Here is a 22070-nt window from a genome sequence, read left to right on the forward strand (position 1 = left end):
ACCAACTGCTGCTACTTTAGCTGCAACTGATACTTGTGGAAATGCAACTGTAACCTTTAACGAAGTAAGAACAGATGGATCTTGTGTTAGTAATTATACCTTAACTCGAACTTGGACTGCAACTGATGTTTGTGGAAATGCAACTTCTGTATCACAAATCATAACGGTTAAAGATTCAACAGCTCCAACATTCACTTCAACAGCTCCCGCAAATGTGACTGTAGAATGTGATGCAGTACCAACTGCTGCTACTTTAGCTGCAACTGATACTTGTGGAAATGCAACTGTAACCTTTAACGAAGTAAGAACAGATGGATCTTGTGTTAGTAATTATACCTTAACTCGAACTTGGACTGCAACTGATAATTGTGGAAATGCAACTTCCGTATCGCAAATCATAACGGTTAAAGATTCAACAGCTCCAATGATCACAATAAATGCTACTAATATTGAAGTAGAATGTGATGGAACTGGTAATACTGAAGCTTTAAACAATTGGTTAAATTCTAATGGTGGCGCAGTAGCTTCCGACGTTTGTTCAACTGTAACTTGGAGTAATAACTTTAATTCAGTATCTGATACGTGTGGTGCAACTGGAACAGCAACTGTAATTTTTACAGCAACTGATAACTGTGGAAACACTTCAACTTCAACGGCAACCTTTACAATTATTGATACAACAAGCCCAACAATTTCAACACAAGCTGCTGATCTTTCAGTGCAATGTGATGGAACTGGTAATACTGAAGCTTTAAACAATTGGTTAAGTTCTAATGGTGGCGCAGTAGCTTCCGACGTTTGTTCAACTGTAACTTGGAGTAATAACTTTACTTCAGTATCTGATACGTGTGGCGCAACAGGAACAGCAACTGTAATCTTTACAGCAACTGACAACTGTGGAAACTACTCAACTTCATCGGCAACATTTACAATTATTGATTCTTCTAATCCAACTATTTCAACACAAGCTGCTGATCTTACAGTAGAATGTGATGGAAATGGAAATACTCAAGCTTTAAATACTTGGTTAGCTTCTAATGGTGGTGCAGTAGCAACGGATATTTGTTCGGATGTAACTTGGAGTAATAACTTTACTTCTGTATCTGATACGTGTGGCGCAACAGGAACAGCAACTGTAATCTTTACAGCAACTGATAACTGTGGAAATTATTCAACTTCATCTGCAACATTTACAATTGTTGATACAACAATACCAGTATTTACAAGTGATTTACCAGGAAACATAAGTGTTTCATGTGATAATCTTCCTGAAGTACAAACGTTAACAGCAGTTGATAATTGTGATGCTAATGTAGTAGTTACAGTAGCTGATACTTTAAACTATGAAGGCTCTAATTGCGCCGGTTCTTATAGTATTATTAGAACTTGGACTGCAACTGATGCTTGTAACAATAATGAAAGTCATACTCAGATTATTACTGTTACAGATACAACACCTCCTACTCTTATAACTCCTTTAGAAGCTGTAATCGATGTAATGTGTTCAGAAATTCCACCAGTACCAACACCGGAATTTACAGATAATTGTTCAGGAATATTAGATGTAGTTTATTCAGAGACAGTTACTACAATTTCTATTTACGATTATACAATTACACATCAATGGATTGTATCTGACAATTGTGGAAATGAAGCAACATTTTCTCAAGTAATTAACGTAAAAGTTGAAGAGCCATTTGATGCAATTAACTATTCTATTTGTACTGAAGATCAGGAAATTGATTTATTTTCTGTATTGGGAGTTACTACTCCTACCAATGGAGTTTGGTCTGAAGTTACTAGTTCTGGCGGTTTAAATGGAAATATATTTAATCCGTTAAACGTAACCGTTGGCTATTACACGATACAATATGTAGTTACTCAAGAAAATAATGATTGTCCTCTGATATTTGAAATTTATTTAAATGTAAACGATGATTGTATCGTACTAGCAGCTTGTGATATCACTGTTTACAATGCAGTTTCTCCTAATGGAGACGGCTCAAACGACTTCTTCTTCATTGACGGATTAGAATGTTACCCTACAAACAATGTGGAGATTTATAACAGATGGGGAATACTTGTTTATGACGAAAGTGGTTATGATAATGCAATGAAATCATTTAAAGGGAATTCTGAAGGAAGAAGTACTATCAACAAAAACGAGCCGCTACCTGACGGAACATATTTCTACATTTTGAAATATACAGATGAGGAAAATAAAAATTTTAATAAATCTGGGTATTTGTACCTTAATCGTTAATGAATTATAGTAATTAAAAAAATGAACAAGATGAAAACATATATCTCTATAATTTGTACATTACTTTTATGTGGTTTGAGCTATTCACAACAAGACTCTCAATATACCCAGTACATGTATAACACTGCAAATGTAAATCCGGCCTATGCGGGTTCAAGAGGAACTTTAAGTGCATTTCTCTTACATCGAACTCAATGGGTAGGATTAGATGGAGCTCCATTAACTAATAATTTTAGTGTAAACACACCTTTAGGCGATTCAAATTTTGGTGTTGGATTATCATTCACAAATGATAAAATAGGACCAACAAATGAAAATCAAATTTCGGCAGATTTAGCTTATTTTATTCAAGTATCTGAAAACTATAAATTATCTGTAGGACTAAAAGGAACTGCTAATTTGTTTAATTTAGATGTAAATAAATTGACTATATATGATCCTCTTGATCCTCAATTTCAAAATGTAGATACCGAATTTTCTCCAAATGTAGGAGCCGGTTTGTATTTGTTTTCTGAAAAAGGATATGCAGGATTGTCAGTTCCTAACTTTTTTGAAAGCTACAGATATAATGATAATGACATAGAAATTACTAAAGAAAAAATGCATTTTTATTTAATTGGAGGCTATGTTTTTGATATAAGCGAAAGTTTAAAATTCAAACCTGCTTTGTTAGCTAAAATTGTAGAAGGTGCACCAATTCAAGCAGATGTAACAGCTAATTTCTTATTATTTGATAAGTTAACGTTAGGAGCTGCTTATAGATGGGACGCTGCTGTTAGTGGTTTAGCCGGATTTCAAATTTCTGATTCGTGGTTTATTGGCTATGGATATGATATGGAAACCACTAAGTTAGCACGATTCAATTCAGGTTCGCACGAAATATTTCTTCGTTATGAACTTTTTAGTAAAACTCGAGTTTCTGCACCTAGATTCTTTTAAAAAAATATGATTATGAAAACAAAGTATATTTTTATTATCCTAATAGGTATGACCTTCTCAACATTTGGTCAATCGGCTAAATTAAAAACAGCCGATAAAAAATACGAACGCTATTCTTATATTGATGCAATTGAGATTTATGAAAAAGTTGCGGAAAAAGGTTATAAGTCAGTAGATTTATTTGAAAAATTAGGAAACTCTTACTATTTCAATGGCGATTTAGATAAGGCAGGAAAAGCGTATGAAGAATTGTTTGCACTTAGCCAAGATGTGGATTCTGAATATTATTTCAGATATGCTCAGACTTTGAAATCTCAAGAAAAATATGAGATGGCAGATGAATATATGGCTAAATTTAATCAGAAAACATCTGATTCTAGAGGTAGATTGTATGCCCAAAACAAAGATTATATAAAAGATATAAATGCAGTTTCAGGTAAATATGCAGTTGATAATACAGCTATAAATTCTGAATTTTATGATTACGGACCTTCATTTTTTGGAAAGAAATTAGTTTTTACTTCTTCTAGGATTGACGGGAATACAAATCCAAAAATTCACGATTGGACTAAGCAAAACTTCACAGATTTATTTGTAACATCAATTGACAATGAAGGAAAACTTGGAGCGGTAGAAAACTTTTCAAATGAGATCAATACTAAATTCAATGAGTCTTCTCCCATTTTTACCAAAGATGGAAAAACAATGTATTTTACTAGAAATAATTACAACAACGGAAAAAAAAGAAAGAGTAATGATAAAGTAAGTATTTTAGAGAAAATATATAAAGCAGAATTAGTTGATGGTAAATGGACCAATGTTACTGAGTTACCATTTTGTAATGATAACTATTCAACAGCTCATCCAGCTTTAAGTCCAGATGACAAAACAATGTATTTTGCATCTGATATGCCAGGAACTTATGGATTGTCTGATTTGTTCAAAGTAACAATTGATGCCAATGGAAAGTTTGGAACACCAGAAAATTTAGGAGCTACTATAAATACGGAAGGTCGAGAAACATTCCCTTTTGTTGATGCTGATAACAACTTATTCTTTGCATCTAATGGTCATCCTGGTTTAGGAGGTTTAGATATTTTCGAAGCAAAATATGTAAACAAGCAATTTCAAAATCCAGAAAACGTAGGTAAACCAATCAATAGTCCTAAAGATGATTTTGGATATGTAAATAGAGATAAATTAGGATTTTTCTCTTCAAATAGAAATGGTGGCGCTGGTTATGATGATATTTATTCGTTTAAAATTTGTACCCATAAATTATCTGGTATAATAACTGATATAGACACTAAAAAGGTTTTACCCAATTCAAAAGTGATTATATTTGACAATCAGATGAAACAAATAAGTGAGACAAATTCTTCAGAAACAGGATATTACGAATTTGAAATAAACTGTGATAAACAATATTATGTGAGAGCTTCAAAAGAAGAATACGAAACTACTGAAAAAATATTTGAACCTGTTAACGAAAAAGGTGAATCAAAATTAAATATTGAATTAAAACGTAATATAATTCCAATTGAAGAAGGTACGGATTTAGCGAAAGTATTGAACATAAGTATTATCTATTTTGATTTAGATAAATGGAATATTAGACCAGATGCTGCATTAGATTTGGAAAAAATAATTGCCGTTATGAAACAGTATCCATCTATGATAATTGACATCCGATCACATACCGATAGTCGTCAAACGCATAAATACAATGAATTACTTTCAGACCGTAGAGCAAAATCTACTTTAGAATTTATGGTTAAAAATGGAATTGAGAGAAAAAGATTAACGGCAAAAGGATTTGGAGAATCTAAATTAATAAATGACTGTAGTGATGGAGTTCCGTGCACTGAAACAGAACACCAACAGAACAGAAGAAGTGAGTTTATTGTAATTAAAATGTAATTAATTAAGTCTTATAAAAAAAGCAGCTATTCCTCTAAATGAAATAGCTGCTTTTTTGGTACTAACAAATATGAAAAACTACTTTTTTATAAACATATTTGTATAATATTTTTTTCCGTCAGCATCTGTTTTTATAGATACACCAAAATGAGTGTAATCACCTTCTAAATTTGCTTTGTGGCTTTGACTATTAATCCAAGCATTTACAGTTGAAAACGAGGATGAATAACCATAAGCAACGTTCTCTCCTACTCTAGCAGCACCTAAAACTTGCTGTAAATTTACTTTTCTTTCGCTAAATCCATCATGATTTACGCTCTTTACAGCAATCATATATTGATTATGTTCACTTGATTTGTAAGAAATATGTTCAATAATTTCTAAAGCATTTAACCCTATTGAAACTCGATAAGCATTAACCTCATCTAATAATTCTAGTTCCATCGCAGAATGAGAATAGCCTTTTAACGCTTCAATTGCAGTTGGGTTTGCAGCATTATCTGAATCAGATGAACAAGAAGTAAAGGTCAATACTGTAATTGCTAAAAAAGCTGCTATATAATTTTTCATAATTTCTATCTTTATACGGTAAACGGTCAAAATAACCGACGAAATAAGTAATACACTTGACAAAAGTATAAAACTATCGATAACACGCAAATATAATCGATGAAATGCTTAAAAATTTAACATATTTTGTGCTATAATAAGTATTAATTAATATTTTACTTACAAAAAAATCCCAACTAGTACTAGTTGGGATTTTTTTTGCGAAATTTTTTTATTATTTTATGGTGCTAATCTTTCTATTCGCCACTCATAATTATCTTTTAATTTGTATCTAATTCGATCATGTAAACGATTAGGTCGACCTTGCCAAAATTCTACTTCTACAGGTCGAACTAAAAATCCTCCCCAATTGGTAGGTCTTAGAATTTCATTCCCTTCCAAATCATTTTCTAACTGTTTTAAATTATTCTCCAAAAATTTCCTGTCGGGAATAATTTCACTTTGCGGCGAAACAATTGCACCGAGTTTACTTCCGTCGGGTCTTGAGGCAAAATAATTATCAGAAACAATAGCACTCGTTTTTTCAGCAATTCCTTTAATTATAATCTGACGTTCTACGGTTGGCCAAAAAAAAGATAAACAGACATTTGGATTGTTTGCTAGTGCTTTTCCCTTTTCGGAATTATAATTAGTATAAAAAATAAAACCTTCTTCATTAAATTTTTTCAATAATACAATACGGGCCTTTGGAAAACCATCTAAACCAATTGTATTTACCGTCATAGCATTCACTTCTTCAGCGGCGTTTAATTCTTCGGCTTCATAAAACCATCGGTGAAATAAATTAATTGGATCTTCAGGAATTGAATCTTCCAAAAGTTCACTTTTCTCGTATGACTTTCTATAATTACTTAAATCTTTCATCTTAATAAGCTGTTTATACAACAAAGTTACAACTCAAAAATAGAATTACCTCAAAACAAAAATTAAAATTAAACCTTTTTGAATATCTTTAGTCTTAAGTAATCAAACGTACTACTTTGCAAGACGAAAAAGCATTTATTTTAGAACTATTACATCCGAAAACGCAGAACGAAGCGTTTAGGAACCTCTTGCAATTGTATCAAAAACCATTATACAATCATATCAGAGGAATGGTTTTGAATCACGATGATGCTGATGATGTACTTCAAAATACGTTTGTGAAAATTTTCGGCAATCTTAAAAATTTTAAAGGTGATAGTAAATTATTTTCTTGGATGTATCGAATTGCCACGAATGAAGCGATAACTTTTATGCAACAAAGAGCTAAAAAACAAGGTATTTCAAATGAAGAAGTGCAGCAAAAAGCAATAAACAGTTTAGAAAGTGATGTGTATTTTGATGGAAATGAAATTCAACTCAAGTTGCAAAAAGCAATTACACTCTTGCCTGAAAAACAGCAGATTGTATTCAAAATGAAATACTTTCAAGAGTTAAAATATGAAGAAATGTCTGAAATCTTAGAAACTTCTGTTGGCGCACTAAAAGCGAGTTATCATCTTGCAGTTAAGAAAGTTGAACATTTTTTAAAAACAAATTAAACCTTTACGAATTATAATTGTCTAATGAATATGGAACCAATAGATAGAGAACATAACGATAAAATTGAATCCGGATTTAAAATTCCAGCAAATTACTTTGAGCAGTTTGAAGCTAAAATGATGGCACAAATTTCAGTGGAAAAGGAAATAAAAGTTGTTTCAATCTTTCAAAATAAGCAACTTTGGATTAGCAGTATTGCAGCTGCGGTTTTGCTAGCAATTGGTATTCCGGTTTACTTTACTATGGCTAATGAAACTAAGTTAGATGCTACAACTATTGAAAATTATTTAGCAACGCAAAAAAGTGTTGGTATGATAGAATTAACAAAACATTTAACTGATGACGATATTGAAGAATTAGAAGTTTCACTTGGAGTTACTATTGCAAACACAGACGGAATTGAAAACTATTTATCTGAAACAGAAAATTTAGACTACATTATAAACGAATAACATTATGATAAGAAAATTTATTGTACCCATTTTATTTCTTCTCGTTACCAATTTTTCCTTTGCACAAGGACACAAAGAAAAGCAAGAGAAGATAAAAGCCCTTAAAGTGGCTTACATTACTGAACAGTTAGAATTAACAACTGATGAAGCACAAAAGTTTTGGCCAATTTATAACGACTATCAAGAGAAACAATTCGATTTGCGTCACGAAAAAATGCGCACAATTCTTGGAAAATTAGATGTAGGAAATATTGAGAAATTATCTGAAAAAGAAGCTTCTTCCCTACTGTCACAAATGCAAAGTATTGAAGAAACATTATTCACACTTCAAAAAAAGTACACCAAAGACTTACAAGGAATAATGAGCGATAAAAAAATAATGAAGCTCAAAAAAGCAGAAGGTGATTTCAACCGTCATTTATTAAAACAAATGCGAGAAAAACATAAAAATTAAGGCAGAAGCGCTCAACAAATTGTTGGGCGTTTTTTATTTAATATCAAACCGGATTAATTTATTTTTACCAGTGGCATAAAATATTTTTTTAGAGGCAAATCTAAAGGTAAATAAGTCTTTATCGTCTGAAAATTTAATCCAATTCTTCCCAAAATCTGCTGAATAAAACAAACCGGTTCCTCCTACTGAAATTAATTGCTTTCCCTTAGTATTTGGTACGAATTGAACGCAAGAAGCATAACCAAAAGCCTGGTTTTCGGCTATTAAATCCCACGATTTTCCTCCATTAATAGTAATTGCTTTGTTTCCTGAATTTTGTTCTTGTTTTAAGTAATTCCCACCAGCGATAATTCCCATTTTAGCATCATAAAAATCAGCTGTGAAAATTCCAGTCATTTCTTCCCCTTGAATAATTGGCGTGTTATAAACATTCCAAGTTTTTCCAAAATCATTCGACACAAAAACACGAGATTTTTTTCCGCCTGAAACCATAAAAATGCTTTTTCCTCTTACGATTAAATTCGTATTACTAGTTGCGAATGCTCCTTCTCCATCTTCTACTTTTGGTAAATTTTCACATGGAACTTTTTGCCAAGAATTTCCGCCATCAGTAGTTTTGATAAACGATAAGCAATTTCCCATTGGATCGCCCATTGCAAAACCATTTAATTCATCTGCAAATTGCATACTGTCGTAAAAAACTTTATCGTCTTCTTCTTTATAAACTATTGTTTCTTTTTTGGTTTTTTTATCAATCTTCAACAACAAAGCGGGATTTCCAACCGTTAGTATAAAAACTGCTTCTTTAGTAATTGCAATGCTTCGGAACTCTGTTGAATTTGATACAAATCCGATTGTTTTTAATAGTAAAGTGTCTTTTTTCTTATCGTAATAACCAAATCTTCCTTTATCCATTCCCAACCAAATATAATCTTCATCCACTAAAAGAGCTCTACAACTCATTTTTTCATTGGAAAGTAGTTGAGATTGGAACTTTGGGCTAACCAAACTATTTTGTTTTGTAGCACATCCGAAGCAGAAAATCAGCAATAAAAAGAAATAATTTTTCATAGTTATAAATTATTCTCCAAATATAAAAAATCTGTTACAATAAAAGCAAAAACGCAACTACCTATAATTCAATAAATTAATCTGTAAAATATTTTTTGGCACAGAAATTGGATAGTCAAAATTAAGAAATATGTGTTTAACCTAAATACGGAAATTATGAAAACGAAATTACTGACTTTGAGTGCAATTGCAATGTTATCGATAACATCATTAGTCGCTCAGGATAAAACCACAGTTAGAGCAACAAGTGCTGATATTAGTGACAACTTAGATTTAAGAGCTATTGCGACCGTATTTGGTGATGCATCTAATTTAGAAGATTTTGAAAATAGAATCAACGATCCTAAAGCTCAAATTTCAAACCTAGATTTGAATAACGACAATTATGTTGATTATTTACGTGTTATTGAATCGGTTGAAGGAAATGCACATTTAGTAATTGTACAAGCCGTTTTAGAAAAAGATGTTTACCAAGACGTTGCTACAATTGAAGTGCAAAGAGACCGAAACAATAAAATTCAAGTTCAAGTTGTAGGTGACGTGTTTATGTATGGTGAAAATTACATTTACGAACCTGTTTATGTTCACAGTCCTAGAATTTATAATACATTTTGGGTAACTAATTATAGTCCGTATTATTCTTCTTGGCATTGGAATTATTATCCAAGTTATTATACTTATTGGGCTCCATATCCAGTTTACAGATATCGTAATAACGTTCACATTCACATAAATTTTGGTCATTCTTATCATTATGTAACGAATAGAAGATGTCAAGTTGCTTATTCTTCCTACTATGGAAGAAGAGGAAACGGTTATGAAACTAGGTATCCAGATCGTTCATTTTCGCACCGAAATGCAGGTTATGCAAATCGTCAAGATTTAGACAATAATAGGAGAGTAAATTCGCCAAGAGGAAGAAATGAAATGGCCGGAAATAATTCGAGAAACAGCGATTCAAATGGCGTCAGAGGAAATAGAGAAACTAGTACTTCGCCAAGAACGAGAGAAGTTAATGGTTCTAGAGATACAAATACGACGCCAAGAACTAGAGAAGTGAATGGAACTAGAGATGCGAATACATCACCTAGAACCAGAGAAGTTAACGCAACTAGAGATGCTAATGCTACTCCAAGAACTAGAACTGCAGAAGTTTCGCCAACAAGAAACACATCTCTTCCTAGAACAAATTCAACTAGAGCAGAATCCAATGCACCTAGACAAAGAGATGCAAATATAGCTTCTAGCACAAATACGCCAAGAAATTCTCCAAGAGCGGAAAACCAAAGAAATTCGGCTGAACCTAGAACATCTTCTCCTAGAGCGGATAATCAAAGAAATTCGGCTCCTTCAAGATCGAGTGGTCCAAGTGCTGGAAATCAAAGAAGTTCTTCACAATCTAGTCCAAGAATGAGTGCACCTAGAGGAGATTCAGGCCAACGAAATAGTTCCCAGAGAAGTGATTCGGGTTCAAGAAGTTCCGATTCCCGAAGCTCAGGAAGAGGATAAATCATAAAGCTGCCAAATAAGGCAGCTTTTTTTATTTAAATTCGTATCTTTGCAAGCTGATTTAAAATATAAAATGAGATTACATAGAAATTTAGTATTCACAACGATTGATTCGCTAATGGCAATTTTCAATGACGCTGAATATGCTGATAAAGTGGTAGCTAGAGCTTTAAAAAAAGACAAACGTTGGGGAAGTACGGATAGAAAATTCGTAGCAGAAACGATTTATGAAATTGTGCGATGGAAACGTTTATACGTTGAAATTGCAGAAGTAAGAGAACCATTTGATAGAGATAAAATTTGGAGAATATTTGCTGTTTGGGCTGTTTTAAGAGGTTACACCCTACCCGATTGGAAATATTTCGAAGAAACGCCGGTTAGAAGAATCAAAGGGAAATTTGACGAATTAACAAAAACTAGAAAATACAAAGAGTCAATTCCAGATTGGATGGACGAATTGGGTGTTAAAGAATTGGGCGAAGAAATTTGGACCAAAGAGTTAGCGGCTCAAAACCAACAAGCTAAAGTAATTCTGAGAGTAAATCTTTTGAAAACAACAAAAGAAAAACTAAGAGCTATTTTGATGGATTTAAATATTGCAACGGAATTTAACAAAGAGTATCCAGACGCTTTAATCTTAACAGAAAGAGCGAATGTGTTTTTAACAGATGCTTTTAGAGACGGTTTGTTTGAAGTACAAGATGCTTCTTCTCAATTAGTGGCTTATTTCTTGGATGTAAAACCAGGAATGCGAGTTGTAGATACTTGTGCAGGTGCAGGTGGAAAAACCTTGCATTTGGCTTCATTAATGGAGAATAAAGGGCAAATTATTGCAATGGATTTATATGAAAGTAAATTAAAGCAATTAAAAATTCGTGCTAAACGAAATGGTGCATTTAATATTGAACCAAGAGTTATTGAAAGCACGAAAACTATTAAAAAATTACACGAAAAAGCGGATCGAGTTTTAATCGATGCACCTTGTAGTGGTTTAGGAGTTTTAAAAAGAAATCCGGATAGTAAATGGAAACTTCAACCTGAATTTATTGAGAATATCAAAAAAATTCAGGCGGAAGTATTAGAAAATTATTCTAAAATCGTAAAACCAGGTGGTAAATTAGTTTATGCTACTTGTTCCGTTTTACCTTCAGAAAATCAAGAACAAATTGAGCGTTTCTTAACCACAGAAATTGGAAAAGAATTCACTTTTATTCAAGATAGAAAAGTTTTAGCACACGAAAGTGGTTTTGACGGTTTTTATATGGCTTTATTAGAACGAAAAAATAAATAGTATGAAAAAGAACTTTACTTTAATATTTTTTGCATTTGTTTCTTTAGCTTTTTCACAAGCTGGAGCACCAGCAACACCATATTACAATGGTTTTAACTGGACTTTAACTGGAATGAGTTTAAAAAGTGCTTTGGAAACAAAGATTACAAGCACTCATACCAAATTTCTCACTTACGCTGAAGCTGAAGATGCTATTAAAATTATTGATTTAGATCCAAATGACGTAACTAATACCTATTTATTTTTAGTTTATGGATTTAGTAGTAATGTTTGTACTTACGTAAGTGAATCCAACTTTGGGAATTCATTAGATGATAATGATCATCGAAGAAGACATAAAGAAGCAGATAGTGGCGCTCAAAATTGTGCTTGGAACAGAGAACATACTTATCCAAGAGCTTTAGGAACACCAAATTTAGAAGACAATGAAGCCAACGCAGATGTACATCATTTAAGAGCTGCTGACGTTGCAAGAAATGGATTACGCGATAACAATAAGTTTATTGATGGAAATGGAAATTCTTTTGAAAGTGGAATTTTATGGTATCCAGGTGATGAGTGGAAAGGTGATGTTGCACGAATGATGATGTATATGTATTTAAGATACGGATCACAATGTTTGCCAACAGGTGTAGCACAAACTGGAATAGCAACTGCCGCAAATGATAGTAATATGGTGCAATTATTTTTAGAATGGAATGCAGAAGATCCTGTTTCTCAATATGAAGATAACAGAAATACTTATCTTGGAAATACAGCAAATACTTATGCACAAGGAAATAGAAATCCGTTTATTGATAATCCTTACTTGGCAACCGTAATTTGGGGTGGTCCTCAAGCGGAAAATAGATGGCCAACAGTTTTCGTATTAGCTACAGATACTTATGCTTTGGAAAATAGCTTAGTTTATCCGAACCCTGCTGTGAACAATGAAGTTTATGTTACAACGTCAACAGAATTAAAAACCATCATTTTATACAATGTTAACGGACAAATTATACAAGAGATTAAAAATCCATCTAAAGTTGAAAACAACGCTTATAAAGTGTCTAATTTACCAACAGGTTTTTACATCATGCAATTAGCATCTGAAAATGCATCAACTATAAAAAAATTGATTGTAAACTAATACTTTCAAGCTATAAAATAAAAAAGCATCATTTAACGTGATGCTTTTTTTATGGTTTAGATTGTTACAAATGAAATTACAAAACTCATTTAATAGTAACTAAAAACTATTAATGGCAATCAACTTCAGGCTGAACAAATAAACTTGTATTGCTTGGAGAGATGTAAGGAATATCAAGACCTAATCCTCTTATAATAAACAACATTCCTATTAAAACTGCAATTACTGGAATTGCTTTTTGAATCTTTCCTCTTAAAGAAAATGACATTATATTGGAAGCATAAACCACTACTGTTAACATTGGGATTGTTCCTATTCCGAATAAAATCATATACAAAACTCCTAAAGATACACTTTGCATTGCTGTTGCTCCAAATATTGCGACGTAAACCATTCCGCAAGGCAAAAAACCATTTAATAAACCAATGGTAAACAAGGATTTATAGTTCTTCTTTTTAAATTGTTGGCCCAAACTCGATTTTACTTTCATAATAATCTTGTAAACCGGTTTTGAAAAGTTATATTTTGCAAATACTTTTTCAGGAACCAACGCCACTACTATCATCAAAATTCCGACAACGATAGATAATTGCTGTTGCATTCCGGCTAAATAAAAGCTTTTTCCTAACAAGCCAAAAACCAATCCTAAACTACCATAAGCAAATAATTTGCCAATGTGATACGTAAAGATTTGAGTGATTTTCTTTGCCTGATTGTTTCGATCTACAGGCAACATCATAGCAATAGGACCGCACATTCCTACACAGTGAAAGCTACTTATTAAACCAAAGATAAAAGCTGAATAAAGCATATTATTAAATCAAAAAATAAATTATAAATTCCAAATAGAACTAAAACTAAGCAGGCTTTATAACTAGGATTAGAAATAGACAGTTTCTTTGTTCAAATAGTCTTTTCCTTCGTAATTCCAATCTACAGAAATGTCCCACAGACCGCCGGTCAAATTACTTTTAGGTATGAGCAAATGTGAACTAGTTAGTGAAATCGAAACTTCAAAATCTAGTTTTTGACTTGACGGTCTATATAAGGACACTTTTCCATTAATTTTTGAATAATCGAAATCAGCTGGAAATTCAACTTGAATTCCTTCATCATTCTTTTTTATTATTACTTGAGTTGCTAAAGCATTCGCATTATTTTTCTTTTCAATTTCGTGATCAAGAGCTCCTTCTGCTTTGTAATAATCTTCAGTTACTAATTCATTATCATATTTTCGATCGGTTTGTACTCTATATACAAACGATAAAATAAATAGTATAAACAAAGTAAATGCAATTACAATTCCTGTTCCCCAACTAATTTTCATATCTATAATTTTATTTAAAACGTTCTTGGACCCATAAAATTGGTCGTTGCGGTTTCTATTAATTTATCACCACTGTAAACTTCAATGACAATTTCCATTTTATCATCTTCTAAAAGTGCTTGATTAATTTCAACAAACATGGTTCCTTGTACTAATCCTTGTTCTTTTATAACAATTGCTTCTTTACCAACTAATTTGATTTCACCCTTAGTGTTTCTAAGTTTAAAGTTAATATCTTTTAATTCGTTAACGGTTTTGTTTACAATTTTAAAAGTAAAAACATTACTAATGTTCTCGCCTTTATGTTCAAACATTTGACCCGGCATTCTTAGTACAGTTGCTTCAACATCATTACGTAAAAACAGCATTGCAATTAAAACACCAATTAAGATGATTAAAACTGCTATATACCCTTTCATTCGAAGAGTCAATTCGAACTTGCGTTTATTTACAATTTCATCTTCACTGGCATAACGAATTAGTCCTTTTGGTAAGCCTACTTTTTCCATAACAGCATCACACTCGTCGATACAAGCGGTACAGTTTACACATTCTAACTGCGTACCGTTACGAATATCAATTCCGGTAGGACAAACTACAACACATTGGTTACAATCGATACAATCACCATAACCAGCAGCTTCTCTATCTTCACCATTTCTCCATTTTTTTCTACCTTTCTCACCTTCTCCTCTAACGTGATCGTAAGCGACATTAATCGATTTATTATCTAATAACACACCTTGCATTCTTCCGTAAGGACAAGCAATAATACATACTTGTTCTCTAAACCAAGCAAAAACAAAATAGAAAATACCTGTAAAAATTAATAAAGGAATTAGTGTGCTTGTATTATTTACTGGTCCTTCAGTTATTAGTTTTAACAACTCATCACTTCCAATTAAATACGCTAAAAAAACATTTGCTATGAAGAATGAAAAAATAAAAAAGATCGTCCATTTAGTAGCTCTTTTTCTTATTTTTTCAGCATCCCATTTTTGTCTGTCTAAGCGTAATTGTGAACCTCTGTCGCCATCAATCCAATATTCAATTCTTCTGAAAACCATTTCCATAAAAATAGTTTGCGGACAAAACCAACCACAAAATATTCTTCCAAAAGCAACAGTGAATAAAGTTAATCCTATAATCCCAACAATCATTGACATCACGAACAGATAAAAATCTTGTGGCCAAAAAGGAAGTCCAAAAATATTAAATCTACGTTCCATAATGTTAAACATCAAGAACTGATTTCCATTTATTTTAATAAAAGGTGCTACTACTAAAACAACTAATAATATGTAGCTAAGTATTTTTCTTTTCTCCCAATAAGGTCCAGAAGGTTTCTTTGGAAAAACATAATTTCTTTTTCCATCTTCAGATATAGTTGAAATACTATCTCTGAAACTTTCGTCTGGTAAATTTATATTAGACATATTTTATACATTTTTAGTGCTTATAATTTAATTAAAAAAGGTTTTGGGTTTTCCCAAAACCTTTTTAGTTTTATTATTGCGTTGTTGTTTCACAACGTAAAATACTTAATTATTCTGCTACTGGAGCCATAACTTCTGCGGTTGGAGCCATATCAGCATCTACAGCTGGAGCAGCAGCACCTTCTTCTACCCAAACTTTTGCTTCTGGCTCAGTTGGTTTTGGGTCTGCAGGATTAGATCCTTGCAATGAAAGCACATAACTAGCTAATTTTTGTAAATCAGTTGGTTTAATTTGATCTTTCCAAGGAATCATACCTTTACCTGGTCTTCCACCTTCCATTAAAGTGTTGAATACATTCTTGATGCCTCCACCTAAAATCCAATGATCATCCGTTAAGTTAGGTCCAATTGCGCCTCCTGCGTCAGGTCTGTGGCAAGCGATACAATTTGCCTCGTAGATTTTTTTACCTTCGGCTAAGGCAGCAGCATCAGTTAATAAAATAACTTTATCCATATCCATTTGATCTGGAGCTGTTTTTAAATATTCTTCAACCTCTTTGTCTTTTTCTGCCATTTCGGTTAAAAATTCTTCATCTTGCGTGTAGTCTCCAACTACGTGAAAACGAACCATATAAACGATAGCAAAAATGATACCAGCCCAAAACAATCCAACCCACCAAGGTGGTAAAACATTATCTAGTTCTTTAATACCATCATAATCGTGGTCAAGCAAAACATCATTTTCTTCCTCGATGTTTTTAGTACGAGTTAATTTTTGTACAATATTTTGATAGAAATTGCTTTCCATGAAAGGCATAGCTTGCGCTTCCGCTAATTGTTTTTTCTGTTCATCTGTTAATAGATGATAAGTTATTTTGTCAACCGCACTAACTACAACTTCAATTGCAATTAATAAAAATAGAAATACACCTAAAAATAAAGAAACCATAGGAAACCTTACAAAAGCTGGTTGACTTCCGGAGTCAATAAAATATTCCAATGCTACAAATACAATTGCGAAAAGTACTGGAACTCTTACATATGCTGGAATTAGTTTTTTCATTTGATTAAATTTTAAAATTTGATAACGATAAGGTTATATAGACTTCCACTACTGCAAACTAGAGCGGAAGCTATTTATTTATTTTTCATCTTTGAATGGTAATTCACTCAATTCTTTGATTTTATCTTTACTGTATGTCATTGCCCAAACAATGAAAACAACGAATATTACGAAGAACAAAGTCAATGAAATTATCGGATAGATATCAACGCCGTTGATAGTTTCTAAATTATGTTTAATGAATTTTAACATTATTCAGATTTTTTAACTTTTATATCAGTTCCCATACGTTGTAAATAAGCAATAAGAGCAACAATTTCTCTGTCTTTCATTGGTACAAAAGTTTCTCCCTTTGCTGCTGAATTTTTCTTACTAGTTTCATACGATTTTACAAAATCTGGATCATTATGTAAGTTTTTCTCGATTTTAGAAGATTGGTCTTCAATGCTTTTTCTTGCATTTTTAATATCTTCTGGTGTATATGGAACTCCTAAAGTTACCATTACATCCATTTTTTTCTCGATCAAAGAATGATCCATTGCCTCATTATCAAATAACCATTTATAAGCTGGCATAATCGATTTTTCATCCATACGTTGTGGACTCCACATATGGTTGAAGTGCCAGTTATCGTTATATTTCCCTCCAATTCTCATTAAATCTGGACCTGTTCTTTTAGAACCCCATAAGTGTGGGTGATCATAAACATATTCACCTGATTTAGAATATTCACCGTAACGTTTTACTTCCGAACGGAAAGGTCTAATCATTTGCGAGTGACAGTTATTACAACCCTCTCTAATATAAATATCTCTCCCTTGTAACTCTAAAGGTGAATAAGGTTTCACACTAGAAATTGTAGGGATATTAGATTTTACAACTATTATCGGTACGATTTGAACAATACCTCCAATTGCAACAGCAATTGTAGTTAAAATTGTAAATTGGATTGGTTTTCTTTCTAACCAAGAATGCCATTTTTCACCTTTTAATTGTTTTCCTGAAATAGTTGTCAATGGAGCTGCTTCTGCTAATTCATCTTCGAATGCTGAACCTTGTCTTACCGTTCTGATAACATTATATACTAAAACTAAAAGTCCAATGAAGTATAATGTTCCTCCAATTGCTCTCATAATATACATTGGCATAATTTCAGTAACAGTTTCTAGAAAGTTTCCATATACTAAAGTTCCGTCTGGATTGAATTGTTTCCACATTGAAGCTTGTAAAAAACCGGCAACATACATAGGTATTGTGTAAAGAATAACTCCTAAAGTTCCTATCCAAAAGTGGAAATTTGCTAATTTTTCAGAGAATAATTTGGTTTTTGTCATTCTTGGGATTAACCAATAAATCATACCAAAAGTCATAAAACCATTCCATGCTAATGTTCCTACGTGAACGTGAGCAACGATCCAGTCAGTAAAGTGAGCAATAGCATTTACGTTTTTCAAAGATAACATTGGCCCTTCAAAAGTAGACATACCATAACCTGTTATAGCTACAACGTAAAATTTAAGTACAGAATCTTCTCTAACTTTATCCCAAACACCTCTTAATGTTAACAGTCCATTTATCATACCACCCCAAGATGGTGCTAATAACATAATTGAGAAAGCAACACCTAAATTCTGAGCCCAATCTGGCAATGCAGAATATAATAAATGGTGAGGTCCTGCCCAAATGTAGATGAAAATTAACGACCAGAAGTGAATAATAGATAATCTGTAAGAATAGACAGGACGGTTAGCAGCTTTAGGCACAAAATAATACATCAATCCTAAGAAAGGCGTCGTCAGGAAGAATGCCACTGCATTATGTCCATACCACCACTGCACTAATGCATCTTGAACTCCAGCATAAACTGAATACGATTTGAATGCAGAAACCGGAATTTCTAAACTGTTAAAAATATGTAGTAAAGCAATTGCAATAAAAGTAGCTAGGTAAAACCAAATGGCTACATAAATATGACGCTCTCTTCTTTTGATAATTGTGCCAATCATATTCACACCAAATGAAACCCAAATCAGAGCGATGGCAATGTCAAACGGCCATTCTAATTCTGCATATTCTTTTGATGTTGTAAAACCTAAAGGTAAAGTGATTGCAGCTCCTAAAATAATTAACTGCCAACCCCAAAAGTTAAGTTTACTTAAGAAATCGCTGTACATTCTTGTCTTTAACAAACGTTGTAGTGAGTAATATGCCCCTGCAAAAACAGCATTCCCAACGAAAGCGAAAATTACTGCGTTAGTATGCAAAGGTCTTAGTCTCCCGTAACTTAACCACGGAATTCCGTCCGTTAAATTTGGAAACAGGTATAAGAAGGCTACGATTAGCCCTACAAGCATTCCTACAACTCCAAAAAGTATTGAGGCGTAAAGGAAGTTTCTTACAATTTTGTTGTCGTAATAAAATTGTTGCTTCTCCATAATTAGATTGATTTTTGTTTTTCTGTTTGTGTTTGTATTAATTTGTCTGGATTTTCTTTTACTAATTCATCGTCAAATAACATTCTGACAGATGGCGTATAATCATCATCATATTGTCCACTTCTTACTGCTTTTATAAAAGCAAATAGAAAAAAAACAGCAACGCTTATACTTACTGCGATTAATATATAAATGACACTCATACCTTAATTTTGTGTTAACAAAGTTACTTCTGCTCTATTTTATAAAATATGATAATTATCATATCAATTTTTTTAATTGAAATTACTTGCCTTTAGCAAATAAATTACTCATAATGGTCACGAAACTTACAATTGTAATTGTACTCAAGGGCATAATAATCGCGGCAACTACTGGTGCTAATTCCCCTGTTACCGCATAACTTAAACCAACTATATTATATAACAATGATAAACCAAAACTCATATAAATAGTTTTCATAGCATTTTTAGCATAGTTCATTAAAAATCCAATGGATTCAAACCTACTGGCATCGACGATTCCATCGCAAGCGGGCGAAAACACGTTTACATTTTCTGAAATTACGATTCCCACATTACTCTGTGCTAAAGCTCCGGCATCATTAAGCCCATCTCCTACCATCATCACATTATGCGAATTTTGTTGCAACTGCTCAATATATTGCAACTTTTGCTCTGGTTTTTGGTTAAAAACTAAAACCGTATTTGAGGGTAACATTTTCTCTAAAATCTTGCGTTCACCATCATTATCTCCTGATAAAATAACCAATTGATACTTTTTAGAAAGCTCGGCAAATAATTGCTCTAAACCTTTTCTATATTGATTATTGAAGACATAACTTCCTTTGTAAACACCATTAACTTCTACGTGCACTTTTGTCTTTTTGTGCGTATTCTCGCTCATATGTTCCAAAAACTGCGAAGAACCTAATTTTATTGAACCTTCTTCAAAAGTAGTAAAAATTCCTTTACCGATCACTTCTTCGAAGCTAGTTGTTGCTAATTTTTCTTGATTTGGTAAGAAATCGTATAATCTTCTACTTAGTGGATGATTTGATCCTCTTAACGCATTTTTCAATAATTTTAAATCAAAATCAGTTAAGGCTTCGCCTTCGTAAGTAATTGATGTCTTTTTATTAGTCGTAATCGTTCCAGTTTTATCAAAAACTATGGTATCGACTTTTGCTAATTGTTCTACTACCAATGCATTTTTTAAGTAAAATTTGCGTTTTCCTAAAATACGCAAGACATTTCCTAAAGTAAACGGAGCCGTTAAGGCTAAAGCACAAGGACAAGCAACAATTAAAATGGCTGTAAAGACATTAAAAGCTGTAGTAATATCAATGAAAAACCAATATATAAAAGATATAAATGCCAAAGCTAATAAAGCAGGCGTAAAATAGCGACTGATTTTATCGGTAACCGTTTTATGTTGTTGTTCTACTCTTTTTTGGAAAACATCATTGCTCCATAACTGCGTTAAATAGCTTTGGGAAACAGAAAATAAAACTTCAATTTCGATTACTTTTCCAATTTGTTTTCCACCTGCAAAAACTTTATCGCCCGATTTTTTATCAATCGCAACTGCTTCTCCCGTAACAAAACTATAGTCTATGGAACCGTTTTCAGAAATTAAAATTCCATCTACCGGAATTAATTCTTGGTTTCGAATTAACAATCGATCGCCTTTTTCAATATCATAAACCTGAACGGATTCTTCGGTTCCATTTGGTAGAATTTTTGTGATTGCAATAGGGAAATAAGACTTATAATCGCGTTCAAATGAAAGGAAATCATAGGTCTTTTGTTGAAATAACTTCCCTAAAAGCATAAAGAATACTAAACCGGCCATACTGTCGAAAAATCCTTGACCATAATCAAAAATAATATCTACCGTACTCCGAATAAACATCACAATTATTCCTAAAGCTATAGGAATATCGATATTTAACATCCCCGATTTAATACTTTTCCAAGCAGAAACGTAGTAACCAGAGGCCGAATAAAAAAAGGACGGAAGTGCTAATGCAAAAATCAACCATCGGAAAAAACCACGGTATTGATTGATCCAAAACTCTTCTACCTCAAAATATTCTGGGAACGATAATAGCATAATATTTCCGAAACAGAAAAATGCAACCCCTATTTTGTAGATTAAACTTCTATCGATTTTCTTCTTCCCTTCGTCAAAGTTTTCTAAACTAATATAAGGTTCATAACCAATAGTGCTTAATAAATAAACAATTTCTTTTAAAGTAGTCTTTTCGGAATTGTATGTAATACGTACTTTTTTCTCCGGAAAATTTACCTGAGAAGTGCTTATTCCTGGTTGAAGTTTTTGTAAATTTTCCAAAATCCAAATACACGAACTACAATGTATATGAGGAATGTAGAGTGAAACAATATATGTATTGCTCTCTTGGAAGTCAAGTAATTTGTTAACAATTTCGTCATTATCTAAAAAGTCATATTTTCCTTGTATGTCTTGTGGTGTTGCACCCGGCGCTACTTGAAAATCATAATAACACGTCAGATCATTCAGACTAAAAATTTCGTAAACGGTTTTACATCCGTTGCAACAAAACTTCTTATCATCAAATAAAACCTCGTCTTTTTTTATAATTTCATTACCACAATGGAAACAATTTTCTGCGTCCATAAATCTGCTCATTTTACCTTTTGCAA

The 22070-nt window shown here is 32.6% G+C and carries 20 protein-coding genes; 9 read left to right on the forward strand and 11 right to left on the reverse strand.

Annotated features, from left to right (window positions below; genetic code table 11):
- The 3 genes from T1L09_RS02755 to T1L09_RS02765 all read left to right on the forward strand — a co-directional run.
- The coding region (locus tag T1L09_RS02755) for a T9SS type B sorting domain-containing protein (RefSeq protein WP_322549422.1) at positions 1-2263 on the forward strand (2263 nt) is incomplete at its 5' end.
- A gap of 30 nt (positions 2264-2293) precedes the next feature.
- Positions 2294-3202 carry a PorP/SprF family type IX secretion system membrane protein gene (locus tag T1L09_RS02760; RefSeq protein WP_322549423.1) on the forward strand — a complete coding sequence of 303 codons (909 nt, stop codon included), beginning with the start codon at positions 2294-2296 and terminating at the stop codon, positions 3200-3202.
- A 12-nt stretch (positions 3203-3214) separates the two neighbouring features.
- Positions 3215-5122, forward strand: a complete 1908-nt coding sequence (locus T1L09_RS02765; protein WP_322549424.1) for an OmpA family protein — start codon at positions 3215-3217, stop codon at positions 5120-5122.
- Between the two features lie 78 nt (positions 5123-5200).
- Here T1L09_RS02765 and T1L09_RS02770 read toward each other — a convergent pair whose 3' ends face one another.
- Both T1L09_RS02770 and pdxH read right to left on the reverse strand, forming a co-directional pair.
- Complete coding sequence (locus tag T1L09_RS02770) at positions 5201-5692, reverse strand: CAP domain-containing protein (protein WP_322549425.1); 492 nt, start codon at positions 5690-5692, stop codon at positions 5201-5203.
- Between the two features lie 219 nt (positions 5693-5911).
- A complete protein-coding gene (pdxH, locus tag T1L09_RS02775) occupies positions 5912-6556 on the reverse strand; it encodes a pyridoxamine 5'-phosphate oxidase (RefSeq protein WP_322549426.1) in 645 nt (214 codons plus the stop codon).
- Positions 6557-6672: 116 nt separating this feature from the next.
- On the opposite strand from pdxH, the gene T1L09_RS02780 reads away from it, so the two are divergent.
- The 3 genes from T1L09_RS02780 to T1L09_RS02790 are packed head-to-tail and all read left to right on the forward strand — an operon-like array spanning position 6673 to position 8122.
- A complete protein-coding gene (locus T1L09_RS02780) occupies positions 6673-7215 on the forward strand; it encodes an RNA polymerase sigma factor (protein WP_322549427.1) in 543 nt (180 codons plus the stop codon).
- 30 nt (positions 7216-7245) lie between these two features.
- A complete protein-coding gene (locus T1L09_RS02785) occupies positions 7246-7668 on the forward strand; it encodes a hypothetical protein (RefSeq protein WP_322549428.1) in 423 nt (140 codons plus the stop codon).
- A 4-nt stretch (positions 7669-7672) separates the two neighbouring features.
- On the forward strand, positions 7673-8122 hold the full coding sequence (locus T1L09_RS02790) for a sensor of ECF-type sigma factor (protein WP_322549429.1): 450 nt from the start codon (positions 7673-7675) through the stop codon (positions 8120-8122).
- A gap of 33 nt (positions 8123-8155) precedes the next feature.
- On the opposite strand, the gene T1L09_RS02795 is transcribed toward T1L09_RS02790, so the two are convergent.
- Entirely contained in the window at positions 8156-9085 is a 930-nt protein-coding gene (locus T1L09_RS02795; protein WP_322549430.1) for a WD40/YVTN/BNR-like repeat-containing protein, read from the reverse strand.
- Between the two features lie 264 nt (positions 9086-9349).
- On the opposite strand from T1L09_RS02795, the gene T1L09_RS02800 reads away from it, so the two are divergent.
- The 3 genes from T1L09_RS02800 to T1L09_RS02810 all read left to right on the forward strand — a co-directional run bounded on the left by T1L09_RS02800 (position 9350) and on the right by T1L09_RS02810 (position 13122).
- Complete coding sequence (locus tag T1L09_RS02800) at positions 9350-10702, forward strand: hypothetical protein (RefSeq protein ID WP_322549431.1); 1353 nt, start codon at positions 9350-9352, stop codon at positions 10700-10702.
- A gap of 73 nt (positions 10703-10775) precedes the next feature.
- Positions 10776-11993, forward strand: a complete 1218-nt coding sequence (locus tag T1L09_RS02805) for an RsmB/NOP family class I SAM-dependent RNA methyltransferase (protein WP_322549432.1) — start codon at positions 10776-10778, stop codon at positions 11991-11993.
- 1 nt (position 11994) lies between these two features.
- Positions 11995-13122: an endonuclease gene (locus T1L09_RS02810; RefSeq protein ID WP_322549433.1), complete on the forward strand. Its 1128-nt coding sequence runs from the start codon at positions 11995-11997 to the stop codon at positions 13120-13122.
- Positions 13123-13231: 109 nt separating this feature from the next.
- On the opposite strand, the gene T1L09_RS02815 is transcribed toward T1L09_RS02810, so the two are convergent.
- From T1L09_RS02815 to T1L09_RS02850, 8 genes are all read right to left on the reverse strand, one after another.
- Complete coding sequence (locus T1L09_RS02815; protein WP_322549434.1) at positions 13232-13933, reverse strand: sulfite exporter TauE/SafE family protein; 702 nt, start codon at positions 13931-13933, stop codon at positions 13232-13234.
- 69 nt (positions 13934-14002) lie between these two features.
- Positions 14003-14449, reverse strand: coding sequence for a FixH family protein (locus T1L09_RS02820; protein ID WP_322549435.1), 447 nt, complete (start codon positions 14447-14449; stop codon positions 14003-14005).
- Positions 14450-14463: 14 nt separating this feature from the next.
- A complete protein-coding gene (gene ccoG, locus T1L09_RS02825; RefSeq protein ID WP_322549436.1) occupies positions 14464-15885 on the reverse strand; it encodes a cytochrome c oxidase accessory protein CcoG in 1422 nt (473 codons plus the stop codon).
- A gap of 109 nt (positions 15886-15994) precedes the next feature.
- On the reverse strand, positions 15995-16948 hold the full coding sequence (locus T1L09_RS02830; protein ID WP_322549437.1) for a cbb3-type cytochrome c oxidase N-terminal domain-containing protein: 954 nt from the start codon (positions 16946-16948) through the stop codon (positions 15995-15997).
- Positions 16949-17026: 78 nt separating this feature from the next.
- Complete coding sequence (locus T1L09_RS02835) at positions 17027-17200, reverse strand: CcoQ/FixQ family Cbb3-type cytochrome c oxidase assembly chaperone (protein WP_322549438.1); 174 nt, start codon at positions 17198-17200, stop codon at positions 17027-17029.
- Complete coding sequence (gene ccoN / locus T1L09_RS02840) at positions 17200-19383, reverse strand: cytochrome-c oxidase, cbb3-type subunit I (protein WP_322549439.1); 2184 nt, start codon at positions 19381-19383, stop codon at positions 17200-17202. Before ccoN ends, T1L09_RS02835 begins: the two co-directional genes overlap by 1 nt.
- Positions 19384-19385: 2 nt before the next feature.
- On the reverse strand, positions 19386-19586 hold the full coding sequence (ccoS, locus tag T1L09_RS02845; protein WP_322549440.1) for a cbb3-type cytochrome oxidase assembly protein CcoS: 201 nt from the start codon (positions 19584-19586) through the stop codon (positions 19386-19388).
- A gap of 82 nt (positions 19587-19668) precedes the next feature.
- Positions 19669-22044, reverse strand: a complete 2376-nt coding sequence (locus T1L09_RS02850) for a heavy metal translocating P-type ATPase metal-binding domain-containing protein (protein ID WP_322549441.1) — start codon at positions 22042-22044, stop codon at positions 19669-19671.
- Positions 22045-22070: the final 26 nt, after the last annotated feature.

This window comes from Flavobacterium psychraquaticum (genome assembly GCF_034497725.1).
GTDB classification, from domain to species: Bacteria; Bacteroidota; Bacteroidia; order Flavobacteriales; family Flavobacteriaceae; genus Flavobacterium; species Flavobacterium psychraquaticum.

Excerpts from the sequence above, each read along its gene's own strand:
- T1L09_RS02760 (WP_322549423.1), top strand. The coding sequence starts at position 2,294 with ATGAAAACATATATCTCTATAATTTGTACATTACTTTTATGTGGTTTG.
- T1L09_RS02765 (WP_322549424.1), top strand. The coding sequence starts at position 3,215 with ATGAAAACAAAGTATATTTTTATTATCCTAATAGGTATGACCTTCTCA.
- T1L09_RS02770 (WP_322549425.1), bottom strand. The coding sequence starts at position 5,692 with ATGAAAAATTATATAGCAGCTTTTTTAGCAATTACAGTATTGACCTTT.
- pdxH (WP_322549426.1), bottom strand. The coding sequence starts at position 6,556 with ATGAAAGATTTAAGTAATTATAGAAAGTCATACGAGAAAAGTGAACTT.
- T1L09_RS02785 (WP_322549428.1), top strand. The coding sequence starts at position 7,246 with ATGGAACCAATAGATAGAGAACATAACGATAAAATTGAATCCGGATTT.
- T1L09_RS02790 (WP_322549429.1), top strand. The coding sequence starts at position 7,673 with ATGATAAGAAAATTTATTGTACCCATTTTATTTCTTCTCGTTACCAAT.
- T1L09_RS02795 (WP_322549430.1), bottom strand. The coding sequence starts at position 9,085 with ATGAGTTGTAGAGCTCTTTTAGTGGATGAAGATTATATTTGGTTGGGA.
- T1L09_RS02800 (WP_322549431.1), top strand. The coding sequence starts at position 9,350 with ATGAAAACGAAATTACTGACTTTGAGTGCAATTGCAATGTTATCGATA.
- T1L09_RS02805 (WP_322549432.1), top strand. The coding sequence starts at position 10,776 with ATGAGATTACATAGAAATTTAGTATTCACAACGATTGATTCGCTAATG.
- T1L09_RS02810 (WP_322549433.1), top strand. The coding sequence starts at position 11,995 with ATGAAAAAGAACTTTACTTTAATATTTTTTGCATTTGTTTCTTTAGCT.
- T1L09_RS02815 (WP_322549434.1), bottom strand. The coding sequence starts at position 13,933 with ATGCTTTATTCAGCTTTTATCTTTGGTTTAATAAGTAGCTTTCACTGT.
- T1L09_RS02820 (WP_322549435.1), bottom strand. The coding sequence starts at position 14,449 with ATGAAAATTAGTTGGGGAACAGGAATTGTAATTGCATTTACTTTGTTT.
- ccoG (WP_322549436.1), bottom strand. The coding sequence starts at position 15,885 with ATGTCTAATATAAATTTACCAGACGAAAGTTTCAGAGATAGTATTTCA.
- T1L09_RS02830 (WP_322549437.1), bottom strand. The coding sequence starts at position 16,948 with ATGAAAAAACTAATTCCAGCATATGTAAGAGTTCCAGTACTTTTCGCA.
- T1L09_RS02835 (WP_322549438.1), bottom strand. The coding sequence starts at position 17,200 with ATGTTAAAATTCATTAAACATAATTTAGAAACTATCAACGGCGTTGAT.
- ccoN (WP_322549439.1), bottom strand. The coding sequence starts at position 19,383 with ATGGAGAAGCAACAATTTTATTACGACAACAAAATTGTAAGAAACTTC.
- ccoS (WP_322549440.1), bottom strand. The coding sequence starts at position 19,586 with ATGAGTGTCATTTATATATTAATCGCAGTAAGTATAAGCGTTGCTGTT.
- T1L09_RS02850 (WP_322549441.1), bottom strand. The coding sequence starts at position 22,044 with ATGGACGCAGAAAATTGTTTCCATTGTGGTAATGAAATTATAAAAAAA.